The organism is Photorhabdus viridis, from assembly GCF_040256935.1.
Classification (GTDB): domain Bacteria; phylum Pseudomonadota; class Gammaproteobacteria; order Enterobacterales; family Enterobacteriaceae; genus Photorhabdus; species Photorhabdus viridis.
Map to the genome: position 1 here is coordinate 29714 of NZ_JBEJZY010000009.1, position 15684 is coordinate 45397.

Below are 15684 nucleotides of genomic sequence, written 5' to 3' on the forward strand. Positions count from 1 at the left end.
GAAAGGCGAGTATATATAACTCGCCATTCTGTGCTTATCCGCTATTTGCCTAATTAACCAGCCAGTTTCGCTGCATATTCCATTAGTGCTTTAAGTTGACGGCATTTTTCTTCATTGCCTTGGTGTTCAATAAAGAGCTGTTCAATGATAAAGATATATTCACTGAGCCTGTCCTGAGTTAATACATCTTGACGATGGCGCAACCAACTTTGTTGTTCATCGTAAGTCAGAGTTGCGGGGTAGTTTCTGGCTCGATAACGTAATAACAGCTTTTTAATCCGTGGATCCTGAAAAGTCAGATCTAGAGCAGGCAAATTCTGAGGTAATGTTTCACGGATAATATTCATCGCTGTTTTATCTGCATCACTAAAGAAGCCATTATACAATTGAGCGTCAACATTATCTGATTCCGGGAAAGGTTCGGCTTCAGCAAAGAGTTCCACAACTTTCTCTCTGATTTGTGGATTATTTCGCAGAATAGCCAAATTTCTTTCACATTGATTACGATCTAAACCAATACGTTCAGCATCTTCTGTTCGCAAAGTATTATCCGGGGCGACTATCGGACACTTATTAATATGAACCAGTTTGATGGGGGCTGGTGGTTGATCGGGCAGCAATTCATCATGGCGGGTATATAGGCGTTCCCGCAAAGCATCGGCATCTAATTCCAGCAAGGGTGAAATATCTCCCGCCAAATCGCACATGATAACGGCATTCTGGTTTATTGGGTGCCAGGCGAGAGGCGCAACCAGACTGATATTACTACGGGCAGCGCCAAACATACCGGAAACATGAACCAAGGGTTTCATTTGAGGAATATCGATGAGATTGCTGACTTTCTGCTTATTTCTTAACTGAAAGAAATAATTGAACATTTTAGGTTGAGCTTCTTTAAGCAATTTTGCCATTGCAATCGTGGCGTAAACATCGGACATTGCATCGTGAGCATGTGAATGTTCAACGCCGTTTGCCTTAGTCAGATGCTCCAATTTAAAGTTGGGCAGACCATCCTCATTCTCCGGCCAAATAATACCTTCAGGCCGCAGGGCATAACAGGCGCGTAATACATCAAGTAAATCCCAACGGGAATTGCTTTTTTGCCAGCTATAAGCGTAGGGATCATAAAAATTGCGGTAAAAAATATTCCGGCTAACTTCATCATCAAACCGGATATTGTTATAACCGAGAATACAGCTATTCGGCACACTAAACGCATTATGGATTTGGCGGGCAAATTCCGCTTCGTTGACGCCTTTTTCCAGGGCAATCTGCGGCGTAATTCCCGTGATCATGACCGCTTCTGGCTGAGGGAGATAATCATCAGCAGGTGAACAGTAAATAACTAATGGCTCTTCAATAATATTGAAATCCATATCAGTGCGGACACCGGCAAATTGAGCGGGTCTGTCCAATGCTGGATGTTTACCGAAAGTTTCGTAGTCATGAATGTAGAAAGTGGGTTGTTCGCTGCTGTTTTTCACTGTTGTTCAATGTCCAATGATGTTGATTAATTATTTGTTTTTTCTGCTTTTTAGATAAGAAATTGTATTTTGTCCAAATAATGTGGTTAGCCATTGCTTACTATCTTAGAGAATCCATGCGATTGCAATATCATATCCATATCTTCCTACTTTCTGCGCCACAATGGGATGTCAGCTATTAACATTTTTGGGGCTTGGAATAAATGGTTGTATATTTTTAGATCATTTGTCCTTGACAATATTGATCTGCCTACTGCAATATGCATTGAAGTATCGAAAAGATAAATGAAGTGAATATGTCAAATTTAATTTATTTAACGGTTAAAGGTCAAAACCAAGGGTTAATTTCTGCTGGTTGTGGCAGAAGAGACTCAATAGGTATCAAAGCGCAAAATGGGCACGAGGATAAGATCTTCATCTATAGCCTGCAACACCTTATGACTCGCAAACAAAATGTTTCACATCATCCGGTAATTATCACTAAGCCTATTGATAAAGCTTCTCCTTATATTAGCAAAATGCTTAGATGATAACGAAAAACTAGAGTGTTTTCTTGAATCTTACCGTACCAGTGAAAATGGTGGACTTGAGCTTTACTATACAATTCGTCTGGGGCAAGCATATATTGCTAGTTTGAAATCAGACTATCCACATTCATTAACCAGTAATCATATGATGCCACAGGAGATTATCTCAATGGTATACACTAATATTACTTGGAATAATGTGGCTTGTTCAACAGGCGCTTATAGCATTTGGGATGAAAGGGTTTTTTAATGGACGGAGCTAAAGAAATTGCTGAAAAAATGGTTGCAACAATTGACGATGACAGTAGCTGGCTTACTGGGTTTACTGAAGGGGTCTTAGATATTCCGGTAGATTTTTATTATCTCGGTTATGATTATCTTGATACTGAACATCGATGGGATAATGAAAATGATAAATATCGTTTTGTTGGATTGATAAAGTCGGAAGCTATTACACTGAATAATCTTGAAAGGATTATCCAGATTATTTTCGAGGATTACTTAGGTAAGCTGAGTGAAAAGCAAAAACAACGGTTAATCGAAACGAAAGTTGGGAAAATATTTGGAGGTATGATTTCGAAATATGCCATATTTAGGGGGAGCCTTGGTGCTTTTTTTGGTACAAAATGGTTCACAAAACTTGGAGGATCTGCAACATTTACTGCGACCTTGGGGGTTGGGGCGTCAGTATCTAGGGCGATATATACTTCTAGGGAGTTAGCTCAAACAAATCCAGCCTTATATATGCAGTTAAGGCGAGAGGGTAACTTAGATTTACTCTATTTTTTGGTTGAGAGTAAAATGGCTCCATATGTTAGAGCATTGGAAATGTATGATGAAAATCGAGATTTATTTAATGAGGTCTTTGATGAATTCTCCGCAGGACTAGGTAAATGAAGATAGTCAGCATATTGATGAATATTGTAGTGCATATAGTGCAGGCGGTAATGGGAACTCTGTGTGTATTTTCAGTTATGGGCTTAGTCTATTTTACACTGATGTCAACGTTGGAGAATCGATATCAGTATGCGATAGTTGCGGGTACATGCTTAGCGTTTTCTGTTCTTTTTTACTATATAACAGAAAAAATAAAAGAAAAATGTAGATTATTTCATTAGATTCTGATTTATATATGAAGTTAAGGCGATAAAGTAGCTTTTTTTGATTGGGAGTAAAATGAATCCGTATGTCAGAGCATTGAAATTGTATGGTGAAAGTTGAGATTTATTTAATGAATTCTCCGCAGGACTGGATAAATGATGATGGCGATAATAAGTATATTAATGAAAATCGTGATGCATATGATTCAAGGGATAATTGGTGCCGTGTGTGTATTTTCAGTTATGGGATTAGTTTATTTTACCTTGATGTCAACATTAGAAAATCGATATCAGTATGCGATAGTTGCGGGTACATGCTTGGCGTTTTCTGTTTTTTTTTACTATATAACAGAAAAAGTAAAAGAAAAATGCCAATTATTTCAGTAAGTTTTAATTAAGGATATAAGAGATAGAGATATTAGGGGGATTATTATCTTATATCAGGTCAGCTATTTTGCCAACTAAATTACAAATAGATTCATCAGTAAATAAACTATGAAACAGAATAAACTGATATGCAGTACCTTGGTAATTTCCAAGGTACTAAAATAGAAGGATATAAGTTTCTGTTATATCTGGTTTGTTAAGGATAATTAATTTCTTGAAAATGCTCATTAATACGCTCAATATATTGATCGTTTAAACCAGTTTCGTATTGAATCCTTTCAAGTAAATTTGCTCTATTGACACTATAGAATGGTTTAATAGGAATTTCATTTCTTGGATGGATTATTTTTATAATCGGAATTTTTGTTCTACGAGCGTAGCCAAAAGATATTTCGTAACCATCTAAATCAAAAGGAATTTTTTTCATCACTTAACCTAATCTCCGCCATGTTTTTCGTCAATTTTAATACTGTTTCAGTAATAAGGAAATTTTTATTTTCTTATTAAGATGAATATCACAAATATAGTCATTTTTGAGATATATTTAAATAATAAACTAATAAACTAATAAACTAATAAACTAATAAACTAATAAACTAATAAACTAATAAACTAATAAACTAATAAACTAATAAACTAATAAACTAATAAACTAATAAACTAATAATTATCCATGTTATTGTTGCATGCTTTTATTAAAATGAATTTTCTGAAAATTATATTTATTACGATGGTTAATATTATACAAGATATTTATTATATAAAGCTTTAATAGTGTTAAATGTAATTAAATTTATTGTTTTTTTGATAATTGGCTCAGTGCTTTATTTTAAGAAAAAATAAGATTGATTTTATGATTTTCATTTAATTTCCATGAAATAATTATCACATATAAGTCTTTTATCTGATAGATATATAATTCCGTTTTTAGGCCATTGTAGCGATTATAGTGCTTAACAAACATCGAGCTTCGGATCTAACTATGGTAAAAAATGAAGAGGGCAGGGAAGAAAAAACGTGTGTTTCTACCAGTGAAAGATTGACTATTTGTTATTCATCTATATTGATCTGTTGTTTTCGACTAATCAGCTTGCTAAATTTTTCAGCGAAGAATAGGAAGCTAACCGGTTGCTGTAATCAATTAAAATCAATAAAGAACGGAAACTGACTTGTCTATTAATGGCTTTAGCCTGTATTGTATGTTCAGATTGGATAATTTGTATGTTTGGGTTAAAGAAAGGTATGAAAATGGATAACGTAAATAAACCGTCATTCCACAATGTGTTGGAGTTTGTGCGTATGTTTCGTCGTAAGAATAAGTTACAGCGCGAGATCGTGGATAACGAAAAGAAAATACGTGACAACCAGAAACGTGTTTTGTTGCTTGATAACCTGAGTGAATACATCAAGCCGGGTATGTCAATTGAGGATATTCAAAGCATCATTATGAACATGCGGAGTGATTATGAAGACCGTATAGATGATCACATCATTAAAAATGCGGATCTTTCTAAAGAACGCCGTGAATTGTCTAAGAAACTGAAAACAGTGGGTGAACCTAAGTAATATCATCAGATAACCACGCATGAATGCGTGGTTATTCTTAGCAATTACGCAGCAGGCCAATCAGGTTTAAGTTCTGGATCAATTAAGGCATAAATCTGCTGATATGAAGATTCCTCTTCTGCCATTATTGCCAGTTGATGCGCAACATCTTTGCGGCTGACGACACCATGCATTTCATGCTGATATCGTTGGCAATGGCCTGTTCCGGGTTTATCCGTTAATCCGCCTGGGCGAATAATTGTATAATTCAGAGAGCTGGTTTGAAGGTAGCTTTCTGCCATTGATTTACGTCGGACAGATTGACCAAATAGTGATTTAGCCCTAGGTGACAGGGTTTTCCAACTTTCTCCACAACCTATTGATGTAACGAGTAACATGCGTGTTATTCCGGTTTTCTCAATGGCATCAATAATAGTCATATTACCGAAGAGATCTGAATCAATTCCACCAATAGTAGAAAACACAATTGCTTCTGAACCTGCACTCAGTGCTGCCTTTTCAACATTTATAACATCACAGGCATCGCCATGTATCACTTTGACGCCCAAGGCGCTGAGTTCAAAAGCCTGCTGAGAATTACGGATTAATGCAGTTATGGGGCGCTTTTGTTGCAACGCGATAGTGACTAAATGGCGTCCAATCCCGCTACCTGCGCCAAAAATAAGCCACGGCTTCATAGGTTGTCCTCCAGATCAAATAATAATGAATCAATAGGATTATAGTTGCTTGATTTTAAACCTCATCCAAATGGAATGAAATTAACGATAAGTATTTTTGTGGGGGTGGCGGCAAAAAAAATGGCTCCCAAAAAAGAGCCATTTTGCTAATATTAAATGATGTTGTTATTTAAAAAATCGCGGTTTCGCCATTGGAGAAGTGGCTGCGTTAGTGGCTGAATGGCCTCCAGCGCCTCCTTTCCCTTCGAAATAAGAAGAAGAGCGTTGCCATTCGTTGATAACAATAGGTTGTTCGATCATCTCTGGAGCGGGTGCTTTGGTCATCGGTGCGGATGCATGTTGAACCTTGGCGATAGCAACAGGTTGTTTAACTGTTTTATCTTGACTCTCTTCAACAGTAACCATTTCTACAATTTCTTCAGAAGTAACAATTTCTTCTGTCTCTGGCTGCTGCTTAAATTCAGGCGTAACTGGTGTTATCGCAATAGATGCAATAACTGACAGCTCTTGTTGTATTGATTCAGTTTGTTGCAGAACAACATCATTTTCTTCTGCAATGGCTGCTTCAGGTTTAATTTCATCCTGATAAGCTTCCGATACCTCTGCTACCTTAGGCGATTCAGTTATGGTTGGTTCAGATTCAGCTACAACGATTATCGCAGGTGCTGTTTCTGCTGCTATTGTCGGCAGTACCTCATTCTGTTGTTCGACAACAGCAATTTCCTCAGGCATTTCTGTGGAAACCGGAACTACCGGATAGCGAACCCAAACTTTGCCGGAAGCCATTTCCGGTGATGCAACAGCCAGCGATAATGATACCGGTGATTGAGGCAGATTTCTCTCATCGCGGTAACGGCGGCGGCGTTGACCACTGACACGCAGATGGCGAGGCGAGCGGCGAGAGCGGCGTGGCATCACATTGTCTTGTTGCTCTTTATTTTCGGTCTGTTGTTGTGGCTGAACTGTTTCTACTTGCATGTCAACCGGTGCAGGTAATGGTTTTTCTGTCACAACAGGTACAGGCAGTGGAGTGATCGTTGCCGTTTCTTTCACTTCATCTGTGATACGAATTTTTTGCTCAAGTTGACGACGTTGGCGGCGTGGTATAACCGGCAGACGTTCTTCAACCTCACTTTCAACGATTTCTGGTTTTTGGGGTTCAAGTTGCTGCTGGCGTTTTTCTTCCTGACGACGGCGTTGACGTTCTGCACGTTGCTCACGACGTTGCTGTTGTTGGGTTTCGCGAGCAGCGATATCTATCGTCGCGTTGTTATCTTGAGCGCCATTTTTCTGCTGAGTATTACGGTTTTTCCGTTGTTCGTCCCGGTCGCGGTTATTACGTTGCTCATCACGCGGATTATTATCATCACGATCTTTGCGTGGATTCTGGCGGCGCTGATTGCGTCGTTCAGAAGCGCGGCGGTTATCATGACCAGACGATTTATTGTCTTTTTTCTGTACTGGCTTTTCTTCTTCTGCGCTGAACATTTTTTTCAAAGCAGTAAAGATGCGGCTTAAGAGGCCAGGTTGTTCCGTTTTAACCTGAGCAGGGTGGTTAGGCTTTTTCTCTTTTACTTTATGCGATGGCTGTTGTGCCGGCGCATCGGTTGGTAAGGCAAAAGCAGAAATAGCGGGCTGCTCAGGGCGTTTACGTTCAGGTTGGACATCTTCTTGAGGATTGGCCATTCCAGTTTCATGAAGCTGAGGAAGCAGATAACTCAGTGTAGAAACTTCTTCACCTTTACGTACGCGCAAAACAGAGAAGTGTGGTGTCTGCATTTGATCGTTAGGAACGATCACCACGCCAACATCCCCCTGACGGCGTTCAATTGCACTGACCGCTTGGCGTTTTTCGTTTAGCAAATATGAAGCGATTTGTACTGGAACAATGGCATGTACTTGATGCGTGTTCTCTTTCAGCGCTTCTTCTTCAATCAGACGTAAAATGGACAGTGACAGGGATTCGTTATCACGGATAGTTCCTGTGCCGCTGCAACGCGGACAGACATGATGGCTGGATTCACCCAGCGATGGGCTCAGGCGCTGACGGGACATTTCCAGCAGACCAAAGCGGGAGATACGGCCAATCTGAATACGGGCGCGATCCTGACGGACAGCATCACGTAAACGGTTTTCCACTTCACGTTGATGGCGTACGGGCGTCATATCGATAAAGTCGATAACAATCAGGCCGCCAAGGTCACGCAGGCGTAACTGACGGGCAATTTCATCCGCGGCTTCAAGGTTGGTATTAAACGCTGTTTCTTCAATATCACCCCCGCGTGTCGCACGGGAAGAGTTAATATCAATCGCGGTTAATGCTTCTGTGGTATCAATAACGACAGCCCCACCTGATGGCAGGCGAACTTCACGTTGAAACGCAGATTCAATTTGGGATTCAATCTGATAATGGCTGAACAGGGGAACTTCGCCACTATACAGTTTAATTTTGCTGGTGAAATCTGGGCGACCAAGTGAGGTGATATGCTGCCGCGCTAGGTCGAGAATTTTGGGATTGTCGATTAATATTTCACCAATATCCGGGCGCAGATAGTCACGGAAAGCACGGACAATGACATTGCTTTCTTGATGGATTAAGAATGGAGCGGAACGGTTTTCCGCGGCCTTTTTGATCGCTTCCCAATGTTTGAGGCGGAACGATAAATCCCACTGTAGCGCTTCGGCGGATTTACCGACGCCGGCAGTGCGGACAATCAGTCCCATTCCTTCCGGTACTTCTAAAGAGGCTAGGGCTTCTTTCAGCTCTGTGCGGTCATCTCCTTCGATACGGCGGGAAATACCACCGGCACGGGGATTATTAGGCATCAATACCAGATAACTGCCTGCCAGACTGATAAATGTGGTTAATGCGGCCCCTTTACTGCCACGCTCCTCTTTATCGACTTGAACGATAACTTCCTGGCCTTCCCTGAGAACATCTTTGATATTAGGTCGACCGTGAGGGTGATAGTTGTTGGGGAAGTATTCGCGGGCTATTTCTTTAATAGGAAGGAAACCATGCCGTTCAGCACCATAGTCAACAAAAGCGGCTTCCAAACTAGGCTCAATTCGAGTGATTTTACCTTTGTAGATGTTTGCTTTTTTTTGCTCGTGTCCTGGACTCTCGATATCCAAATCATAAAGGCGTTGCCCGTCAACCAGAGCAACACGCAACTCTTCTTGCTGAGTTGCGTTGATTAGCATTCTTTTCATTGTAACTTACTCATTATTTTTACATTAGTTATAGAGCCACGGGCAAATATAGATGAGCTACTGATAACCGATGGTCTCGTGTCTTTTACAAATCCGCCAACCTCCCGGTTGTCGTTTGTATAGAGACGCATATTTTCGGCGAGCCTGAATTTTCACTTAAAAAACAGCACTCTTTTCTAGGAATAATCTGCAAATATGAATGAAGCGGATTTGATCCAATTCCAGTAAGCTGCTACCCGTAGCCCGCTAATTATTTGATTTCCCAGTACGTCTTACGCCATTGCTGCGTTTTTGTGCAATCAAACAAAGAACAAACGTTTAACTTCGCCATTCAGAATTAAAAAACTGATGGTGGCTACGCATTATTCCATTGCTGTTGGGGTGATAGCAAGGTGACTTTATACCTTTAAGTGGTTTTTCTGATGAAATATGAAGAAATAGTTAATATTTAGTCTTTATCTTAAAGAAGAAAAGGCAACAGCCGGAAAGTATGCATGATTTTTACTCATATTTAAAAATGAGTGGCGCTCTGCTTGAGTGGTAATTAAAATCACTGTCATGAAAACGAATAATCAAATTGTACAATTCGTCACTATTGATGACGATGGGGCTGGGCAGCGTGTTGATAACTTTTTATTAGCGCGTCTGAAAGGCGTTCCTAAGAGCATGATTTACCGGATTGTGCGTAAAGGTGAAGTCCGGGTAAATAAAGGCAGGATAAAACCTGAGTATAAATTGTCTGCGGGAGATGTTGTCAGAATTCCGCCTGTCCGGGTTGCAGAACGGCAGGCGGCGCCGGTTTCAGCCAAACTGGATAAAGTGGCCGCACTGGACGGCTGTGTTTTGTATGAAGATGACCATATTCTGGTGATCAATAAACCTACCGGTACAGCGGTGCATGGCGGCAGTGGCTTAAGTTTTGGCGTTATTGAAGGGTTACGAGTTTTGCGCCCAGAGGCAAAATTCCTTGAATTGGCGCATCGTTTGGATCGTGATACTTCGGGAATTTTGTTAATTGCTAAAAAACGCTCAGCTTTACGGGCCTTGCACGAGCAATTACGGCTTAAACAGATGCAGAAAGATTATCTGGCTTTAGTACGGGGGCAATGGCAATCACATTGCAAGGTTGTTCAGGCGCCGCTACTGAAAAATATCCTGCAAAGTGGTGAGCGGATTGTGAAAGTGAATGGCGAAGGTAAACCCTCTGAAACACGTTTTAAAATAGAAGAGCGTTTTACCAATGCAACGCTGGTGAAAGCCAGCCCGGTGACAGGTAGGACCCATCAAATCCGTGTGCATGCTCAATACGCTGGGCATCCGATCGCTTTTGATGATCGTTATGGCGATAAGGCTTTTGATTCTCAACTATCAGATACCCGCCTTAATCGCCTGTTTTTGCATGCCAGTGCGTTGAAATTTACCCATCCCTCAACGGGGGAGACATTGCGTGTTGAAGCACCGATGGATGAACAATTGCGCTACTGTATAAATGTGCTGCGTAAAAGTAATTGTAATTAATATATTGCCGTCAGTGGGTTTACCCCCTGGCGGATTAATAATTCGGTCAATGTAATTAATGGTAATCCGACCAAAGTATTTGGATCTTTTCCTTCAAGCCGTTTAAATAAAGTAATCCCTAATCCTTCGCTTTTAAAGCTTCCGGCACAATTAAGCGGTTCTTCCGCTGTTAAATAAGCCCGGATTTCATCATCAGTCAGATCCCTGAAATAAACATTGAATAATTCACAACGGGTATCAATTACCCCGGTTTTGCTGTTGAAGAGAGAAATGCCGGTATAAAAGGTGACGCAATGACCACTGGCTTGCCGTAATTGTTTAAATGCATTTTCAAAACTGTGTGGCTTGCCGGTAATTTCGCCATTAATAACACAAACTTGATCAGAACCAATAATCAAGTGCTGAGAATATTTTGTTTGTAATGCCTGTGCCTTAGCTTGCGCTAGGCGCATAACGAGCTGTTCTGCATTTTCATTAATCTGAGGTGTTTCATCAACATCGGGAGCCGCACATATAAAGGGCAAACGGAGTTTCTCCAGTAGCATACGGCGGTAAGTTGATGTGGAAGCTAAAACGATTTGCGTCATATTTTTTCCAAAATACATGGCGAAATAATTGTAGGCATTTTAAACTAAGCCTAGCTTAATAAGCGAATATTTGGCGGAAAGGTGCAGATGTGTGGCCTTTTTCTTTGACTATATCTCATTACAAAGATAATATGCGCGCCTTATGCAAAAGGTAAAATTACCCCTGACCATTGATGCGCTTCGCGCAGCTCAGAAACGATTAGACTACACAGGTAGTTATTCACCTGAGCAAGTTTTGCGTATCGCGGAATCTGTGGTTAGCGTGGACAATGATGTAGACAGCGTTTTATCGTTTCAGATAGATAATCAACGTCTGGCGGTTGTGCGTGGGCATTCCGATGCGGATGTTACGCTTGAGTGCCAGCGTTGTGGCGGTAATTTCAGCCATCACGTTCACATAACATATTGTTTTAGCCCGGTCGTCAATGATGAGCAGGCTGAAGCATTACCGGAAGAGTATGAGCCAATTGACGTTGACGAATTTGGCGAAATAGATTTGCTGGCGATGATTGAAGATGAAATAATTCTTTCTCTGCCGGTGGTTCCGGTACATGATTCTGAACACTGTGAAGTGTCCGACGCGGATATGGTGTTTGGTGAATTACCTCCAGAGGCTGAAAAACCAAACCCATTTGCCGTATTAGCCAGTTTAAAGAAAAGTACTTAAGGAGTAAGGTCAATGGCCGTACAACAAAATAAACCAACTCGTTCTAAACGTGGTATGCGTCGTTCCCATGATGCACTGACCGCACCATTATTATCTGTAGATAAAACTTCTGGTGAAACTCACCTGCGTCACCATGTGACTGCCGATGGCTACTATCGTGGCCGCAAGGTCATCAACAAATAATCTCCGCCAGTCATTAGCAAGTTGATACCTTGACTAATCTGACTTTAGCGTTAGACGCCATGAGCGGGGACTTTGGTCCTCGCGTTACGGTGCCTGCTGCGTTGCAGGCGCTGGCGTCTAATCCTAAACTTAAATTATTGTTGGTCGGGATCCCCGATACTATCTCTCCTTTGCTTGCAAATACCGATGCTAAGTTGCTCAGTCGTTTGCAGGTGATTCCTGCCGAACAGGTTGTGGCTAACGGTGCAAAACTATCGCAGGCGATTCGTGCCAGCCGTGGTACATCAATGCGTGTTGCATTGGATTTAGTGAAATCCGGTGCGGCGCAAGCATGCGTTAGTGCAGGGAATACCGGGGTATTGATGGGGCTGTCCAAATTGATGCTAAGATCTATTGATGGTATTGACAGACCCGCTTTAATGCAAGTATTGCCGAATCTGAAGCAACAGAAAACGGTGGTGCTGGATTTGGGCGCCAATGTTAATTGCGACAGTCGTATGCTGGTGCAATTCGCCATTATGGGTTCAGTAATGGCAGAGGAAGTGGTCGGTATAGCTAATCCTACGGTAGCACTGCTTAACATTGGTACAGAAGAGAGTAAAGGGCTGGATAATATCCGCGAAGCCGCCACTGTTCTAAAGAACATTTCGGCAATAAACTACATTGGTTATCTGGAAGGTGATGAGTTGCTGACAGGCAAGAGCGATGTACTGGTGTGTGACGGCTTCGCAGGTAACGTGATGTTAAAAACGATGGAAGGAGCGATCAGGATTATCTTATCCTTGCTCAAATCATCGGATGGACAAAAGAAAAAATTTTCCTGGTTGTTGAAAATAGTCAAGAAGTGGTTGCAAAAACGGATGACAAAACGCTTCGGTCACCTAAACCCTGACCAGTATAATGGCGCATGTCTGTTAGGATTATATGGAATCGTAATCAAAAGCCATGGGGCGGCTAATGAGCATGCTTTTAAAGCCGCAATCGAACAGGCTGTTCAGGCCGTTGAAAGGCAGGTTCCTGATAGAATTGCTGCCCGCCTGGCAACAGCATTACCCAAGAGTGACTGAACATACATGTATACAAAAATTTTAGGTACAGGTAGTTATCTGCCTGCGCAAGTGCGCACTAACGCTGATTTAGAAAAAATGGTGGATACCTCTGACGAGTGGATTGTTACCCGTACAGGTGTCCGTGAACGCCGTATTGCTACTGATGATGAAACGGTTGCGATGATGGGGCTTTGGGCTGCGGAAAAAGCAATTGAAATGTCTGGCATTGATAAAGATCAGATTGATTTAATCATTGTGGCGACAGCTTCATCCAGTCATGCTTTCCCAAGTTCTGCGTGCCAAATTCAGCACATGTTGGGTACCAAGAATTCAGCTGCTTTTGACATTTCTGCTGCTTGCTCTGGTTTCGCTTATGCGCTGAGTGTTGCTGACAAGTTTATTAAAACGGGAGCGGTAAAGCATGCGCTAGTCATTGGCTCTGATTCTATTACCAGAACGCTTAATCCAGAAGATCGCGGAACACTTATTTTGTTTGGTGATGGTGCGGGCGCGATGGTGGTAGGGGTTTCTGATGAGCCAGGAATTCTTTCAACTCACCTTCATGCAAATGGTAGCTATGGTGAATTGCTGGTGTTGCCTTATCAGGATCGCCATAATCGGAAAGAACCGGCGTATGCCAGTATGATCGGTAATGAAGTCTTTAAAATTGCAGTCCGTGAATTGGCTAATTTGGTTGATGAAACATTAGAAGCTAACAATCTATCGCATAGTGAGCTGGATTGGTTGGTACCTCATCAGGCTAATTTGCGTATTATCGTAGCGACAGCTAAGAAATTGCATATGACTATGGATAAAGTGGTGGTAACGCTGGATCGTCACGGTAACACTTCCGCGGCATCGGTACCTACTGCATTTGATGAGGCAGTGCGTGATGGTCGGATTAAACGTGGTCAGCTAATCTTAATTGAGGCTTTTGGTGGTGGACTAACTTGGGGTTCGGCACTGATACGTTTTTAATTTGACAGGAAAATGAACATGTCTGAATTTGCAATGGTATTTCCTGGGCAGGGTTCTCAGTCCCTTGGTATGTTGGCCGATTTGGCTACAGTGTTCCCGGTTGTAGAGCAAACTTTTGCTGAAGCGTCTGATGTGCTGGGATATGATCTCTGGACTTTGGTTCAACAGGGGCCGGAAGAAGAATTAAATAAAACGTGGCAAACTCAGCCTGCGTTATTGGCAGCCTCGGTTGCCATTTGGCGCGTCTGGCAGGAAAAAGGTGGAAAAGCGCCATTATTAATGGCTGGACATAGCCTTGGTGAATATTCTGCACTGGTTTGCGCGGGTGTCATTGATTTCAAACAAGCGATTAATCTTGTTGAACTGCGTGGCAAATTGATGCAAGAAGCTGTACCTGAAGGCACTGGTGCAATGTATGCTATTATTGGTTTAGATAATGAATCCATTGACAGAGCCTGTGAAGAATCTGCTCAGGGGCAAGTTGTTTCCCCTGTTAACTTTAACTCGCCTGGGCAGGTTGTTATTGCCGGTGAGAAAGAGGCTGTAGAACGTGCTGGCGCTGCATGCAAAGCTGCGGGTGCAAAACGCGCGCTGCCTTTGGCTGTCAGTGTGCCGTCGCATTGCGCATTGATGAAACCAGCCGCAGATAAGCTGGCAGTTGTTTTGGAAGGAATTGAATTCAATCATCCTCAGTTCCCGGTGGTAAATAATGTTGATGTGAAAATAGAACAATCTGCTGAAGCTATCCGTGATGCACTGGTACGACAACTCTATAATCCTGTCCGTTGGGCGGAAACAGTTGAATTTATTGCTGGACAGAGTGTCGGACAGATATTAGAAATAGGGCCAGGTAAAGTTTTGACGGGTTTAACTAAACGAATTGTCAATACCTTAAGTGTGACAGCGGTAAATGACACAACTTCATTAGTAACCACATTGGAAAATAATTGAGGACAACACATGAGATTAGATGGAAAGATTGCATTGATAACAGGCGCCAGCCGTGGGATCGGCCGCGCAACTGCTGAGCTATTAGCAGAGCGTGGAGCCTATGTCATTGGTACAGCAACAAGTGAAAAAGGTGCTGAAGCTATCAGTGCTTACCTTGGTGAAAAAGGTAAAGGTTTTGTACTGAATGTCGCTGATCCTGAATCTATTGAACAGCTGATGTCTGCTATTCGTACCGAGTTTGGTGGAATCGACATTTTAGTGAATAATGCCGGTATCACTTGTGATAACTTGGTGATGCGCATCAAAGATGATGAGTGGCAGGATGTTATTGACACTAATCTTTCTTCCGTCTTCCGTATGTCAAAAGCGGCAATGCGCTTTATGATAAAAAAACGTTATGGCCGTATTATCTCTATTGGTTCTGTTGTTGGATCAATGGGTAACCCTGGGCAAGCGAGTTATGCTGCGGCAAAAGCAGGAATTATTGGTTTCAGTAAAACATTAGCTCGTGAAGTCGTTTCTCGGGGTATTACGGTTAACGTTGTTGCTCCAGGGCTTATTGAAACGGATATGCTCAAAAAGTTGCCAGATGAGCAGTTGGCAAACTTCTCGGATGATATACCCGTTAAAAGACTTGGAGATGTGAAAGAAGTTGCCAGTGCTGTGGCTTTTTTAGCTTCTGATGAAGCGGCCTACATCACAGGTGAAACAATACATGTCAATGGCGGCATGTACATGAACTAAAAAGTGAGCGAACCAGTTGCATTTTTTGTGTTAAATAACGCAAAATAGAGCAA

General features: G+C 41.9%; 16 protein-coding genes. 11 read left to right on the forward strand and 5 right to left on the reverse strand.

Annotated features, from left to right (window positions below):
* Positions 1–53: 53 nt before the first annotated feature.
* Complete coding sequence (gene sbcB, locus ABR397_RS05185) at positions 54–1484, reverse strand: exodeoxyribonuclease I (RefSeq protein WP_350304771.1); 1431 nt, start codon at positions 1482–1484, stop codon at positions 54–56.
* A gap of 296 nt (positions 1485–1780) precedes the next feature.
* Between sbcB and tssD (ABR397_RS24985) the strand changes: the two genes are divergently transcribed.
* The 3 genes from tssD (ABR397_RS24985) to ABR397_RS05195 are packed head-to-tail and all read left to right on the forward strand — an operon-like array spanning position 1781 to position 2908.
* On the forward strand, positions 1781–2014 hold the full coding sequence (gene tssD, locus ABR397_RS24985; RefSeq protein ID WP_407072863.1) for a type VI secretion system tube protein TssD: 234 nt from the start codon (positions 1781–1783) through the stop codon (positions 2012–2014).
* Entirely contained in the window at positions 1974–2261 is a 288-nt protein-coding gene (gene tssD, locus ABR397_RS24990) for a type VI secretion system tube protein TssD (RefSeq protein WP_407072864.1), read from the forward strand. The genes tssD (ABR397_RS24985) and tssD (ABR397_RS24990) overlap by 41 nt, the downstream gene beginning before the upstream one ends.
* Positions 2261–2908 carry a hypothetical protein gene (locus ABR397_RS05195; RefSeq protein WP_350304772.1) on the forward strand — a complete coding sequence of 216 codons (648 nt, stop codon included), beginning with the start codon at positions 2261–2263 and terminating at the stop codon, positions 2906–2908. Before tssD (ABR397_RS24990) ends, ABR397_RS05195 begins: the two co-directional genes overlap by 1 nt.
* Positions 2909–3694: 786 nt before the next feature.
* Here the strand turns inward: ABR397_RS05195 and ABR397_RS05200 are convergent.
* A complete protein-coding gene (locus ABR397_RS05200; RefSeq protein ID WP_350304773.1) occupies positions 3695–3925 on the reverse strand; it encodes a hypothetical protein in 231 nt (76 codons plus the stop codon).
* 821 nt (positions 3926–4746) lie between these two features.
* On the opposite strand from ABR397_RS05200, the gene tmaR reads away from it, so the two are divergent.
* Complete coding sequence (gene tmaR / locus ABR397_RS05205; RefSeq protein ID WP_350304774.1) at positions 4747–5064, forward strand: PTS system regulator TmaR; 318 nt, start codon at positions 4747–4749, stop codon at positions 5062–5064.
* A gap of 44 nt (positions 5065–5108) precedes the next feature.
* Here the strand turns inward: tmaR and ABR397_RS05210 are convergent, their stop codons facing one another.
* Together ABR397_RS05210 and rne are read right to left on the reverse strand one after the other, a co-directional pair.
* Complete coding sequence (locus ABR397_RS05210) at positions 5109–5741, reverse strand: NAD(P)-binding oxidoreductase (RefSeq protein WP_350304775.1); 633 nt, start codon at positions 5739–5741, stop codon at positions 5109–5111.
* A 165-nt stretch (positions 5742–5906) separates the two neighbouring features.
* A complete protein-coding gene (rne, locus tag ABR397_RS05215; protein ID WP_350304776.1) occupies positions 5907–8954 on the reverse strand; it encodes a ribonuclease E in 3048 nt (1015 codons plus the stop codon).
* A gap of 558 nt (positions 8955–9512) precedes the next feature.
* Between rne and rluC the strand changes: the two genes are divergently transcribed.
* The gene (gene rluC / locus ABR397_RS05220) at positions 9513–10472 is read left to right on the forward strand and encodes a 23S rRNA pseudouridine(955/2504/2580) synthase RluC (protein ID WP_350304777.1); all 960 of its coding nucleotides are present in this window, start codon (positions 9513–9515) and stop codon (positions 10470–10472) included.
* Here the strand turns inward: rluC and ABR397_RS05225 are convergent.
* Positions 10469–11059, reverse strand: a complete 591-nt coding sequence (locus ABR397_RS05225; RefSeq protein ID WP_350304778.1) for a Maf family protein — start codon at positions 11057–11059, stop codon at positions 10469–10471. The genes rluC and ABR397_RS05225 overlap by 4 nt on opposite strands.
* A 142-nt stretch (positions 11060–11201) precedes the next feature.
* On the opposite strand from ABR397_RS05225, the gene yceD reads away from it, so the two are divergent.
* From yceD to fabG, 6 genes are read left to right on the forward strand one after another with little or no spacing between them, the layout of a single operon-like run.
* Positions 11202–11726 carry a 23S rRNA accumulation protein YceD gene (gene yceD, locus ABR397_RS05230; protein WP_350304779.1) on the forward strand — a complete coding sequence of 175 codons (525 nt, stop codon included), beginning with the start codon at positions 11202–11204 and terminating at the stop codon, positions 11724–11726.
* A 12-nt stretch (positions 11727–11738) separates the two neighbouring features.
* Positions 11739–11909 carry a 50S ribosomal protein L32 gene (gene rpmF / locus ABR397_RS05235; protein WP_011147057.1) on the forward strand — a complete coding sequence of 57 codons (171 nt, stop codon included), beginning with the start codon at positions 11739–11741 and terminating at the stop codon, positions 11907–11909.
* 29 nt (positions 11910–11938) lie between these two features.
* Entirely contained in the window at positions 11939–12976 is a 1038-nt protein-coding gene (gene plsX / locus ABR397_RS05240; RefSeq protein ID WP_350304780.1) for a phosphate acyltransferase PlsX, read from the forward strand.
* A gap of 6 nt (positions 12977–12982) precedes the next feature.
* Positions 12983–13936: a beta-ketoacyl-ACP synthase III gene (locus ABR397_RS05245; protein WP_350304781.1), complete on the forward strand. Its 954-nt coding sequence runs from the start codon at positions 12983–12985 to the stop codon at positions 13934–13936.
* An 18-nt stretch (positions 13937–13954) separates the two neighbouring features.
* A complete protein-coding gene (gene fabD, locus ABR397_RS05250) occupies positions 13955–14887 on the forward strand; it encodes an ACP S-malonyltransferase (protein ID WP_350304782.1) in 933 nt (310 codons plus the stop codon).
* A 9-nt stretch (positions 14888–14896) separates the two neighbouring features.
* Positions 14897–15631 (forward strand): 3-oxoacyl-ACP reductase FabG, encoded by a 735-nt coding sequence (fabG, locus tag ABR397_RS05255; protein ID WP_046975844.1) that lies wholly within the window; start codon positions 14897–14899, stop codon positions 15629–15631.
* Positions 15632–15684 lie beyond the last annotated feature (53 nt).

What these genes read in the sequence shown, in the direction of transcription:
- rne (WP_350304776.1), bottom strand. Translation starts at nt 8,954, where the DNA reads ATGAAAAGAATGCTAATCAACGCAACTCAGCAAGAAGAGTTGCGTGTT.
- tssD (WP_407072863.1), top strand. Translation starts at nt 1,781, where the DNA reads ATGTCAAATTTAATTTATTTAACGGTTAAAGGTCAAAACCAAGGGTTA.
- rpmF (WP_011147057.1), top strand. Translation starts at nt 11,739, where the DNA reads ATGGCCGTACAACAAAATAAACCAACTCGTTCTAAACGTGGTATGCGT.
- tmaR (WP_350304774.1), top strand. Translation starts at nt 4,747, where the DNA reads ATGGATAACGTAAATAAACCGTCATTCCACAATGTGTTGGAGTTTGTG.
- fabD (WP_350304782.1), top strand. Translation starts at nt 13,955, where the DNA reads ATGTCTGAATTTGCAATGGTATTTCCTGGGCAGGGTTCTCAGTCCCTT.
- ABR397_RS05200 (WP_350304773.1), bottom strand. Translation starts at nt 3,925, where the DNA reads ATGAAAAAAATTCCTTTTGATTTAGATGGTTACGAAATATCTTTTGGC.
- ABR397_RS05195 (WP_350304772.1), top strand. Translation starts at nt 2,261, where the DNA reads ATGGACGGAGCTAAAGAAATTGCTGAAAAAATGGTTGCAACAATTGAC.
- ABR397_RS05210 (WP_350304775.1), bottom strand. Translation starts at nt 5,741, where the DNA reads ATGAAGCCGTGGCTTATTTTTGGCGCAGGTAGCGGGATTGGACGCCAT.
- fabG (WP_046975844.1), top strand. Translation starts at nt 14,897, where the DNA reads ATGAGATTAGATGGAAAGATTGCATTGATAACAGGCGCCAGCCGTGGG.
- yceD (WP_350304779.1), top strand. Translation starts at nt 11,202, where the DNA reads ATGCAAAAGGTAAAATTACCCCTGACCATTGATGCGCTTCGCGCAGCT.
- ABR397_RS05245 (WP_350304781.1), top strand. Translation starts at nt 12,983, where the DNA reads ATGTATACAAAAATTTTAGGTACAGGTAGTTATCTGCCTGCGCAAGTG.
- rluC (WP_350304777.1), top strand. Translation starts at nt 9,513, where the DNA reads ATGAAAACGAATAATCAAATTGTACAATTCGTCACTATTGATGACGAT.
- ABR397_RS05225 (WP_350304778.1), bottom strand. Translation starts at nt 11,059, where the DNA reads ATGACGCAAATCGTTTTAGCTTCCACATCAACTTACCGCCGTATGCTA.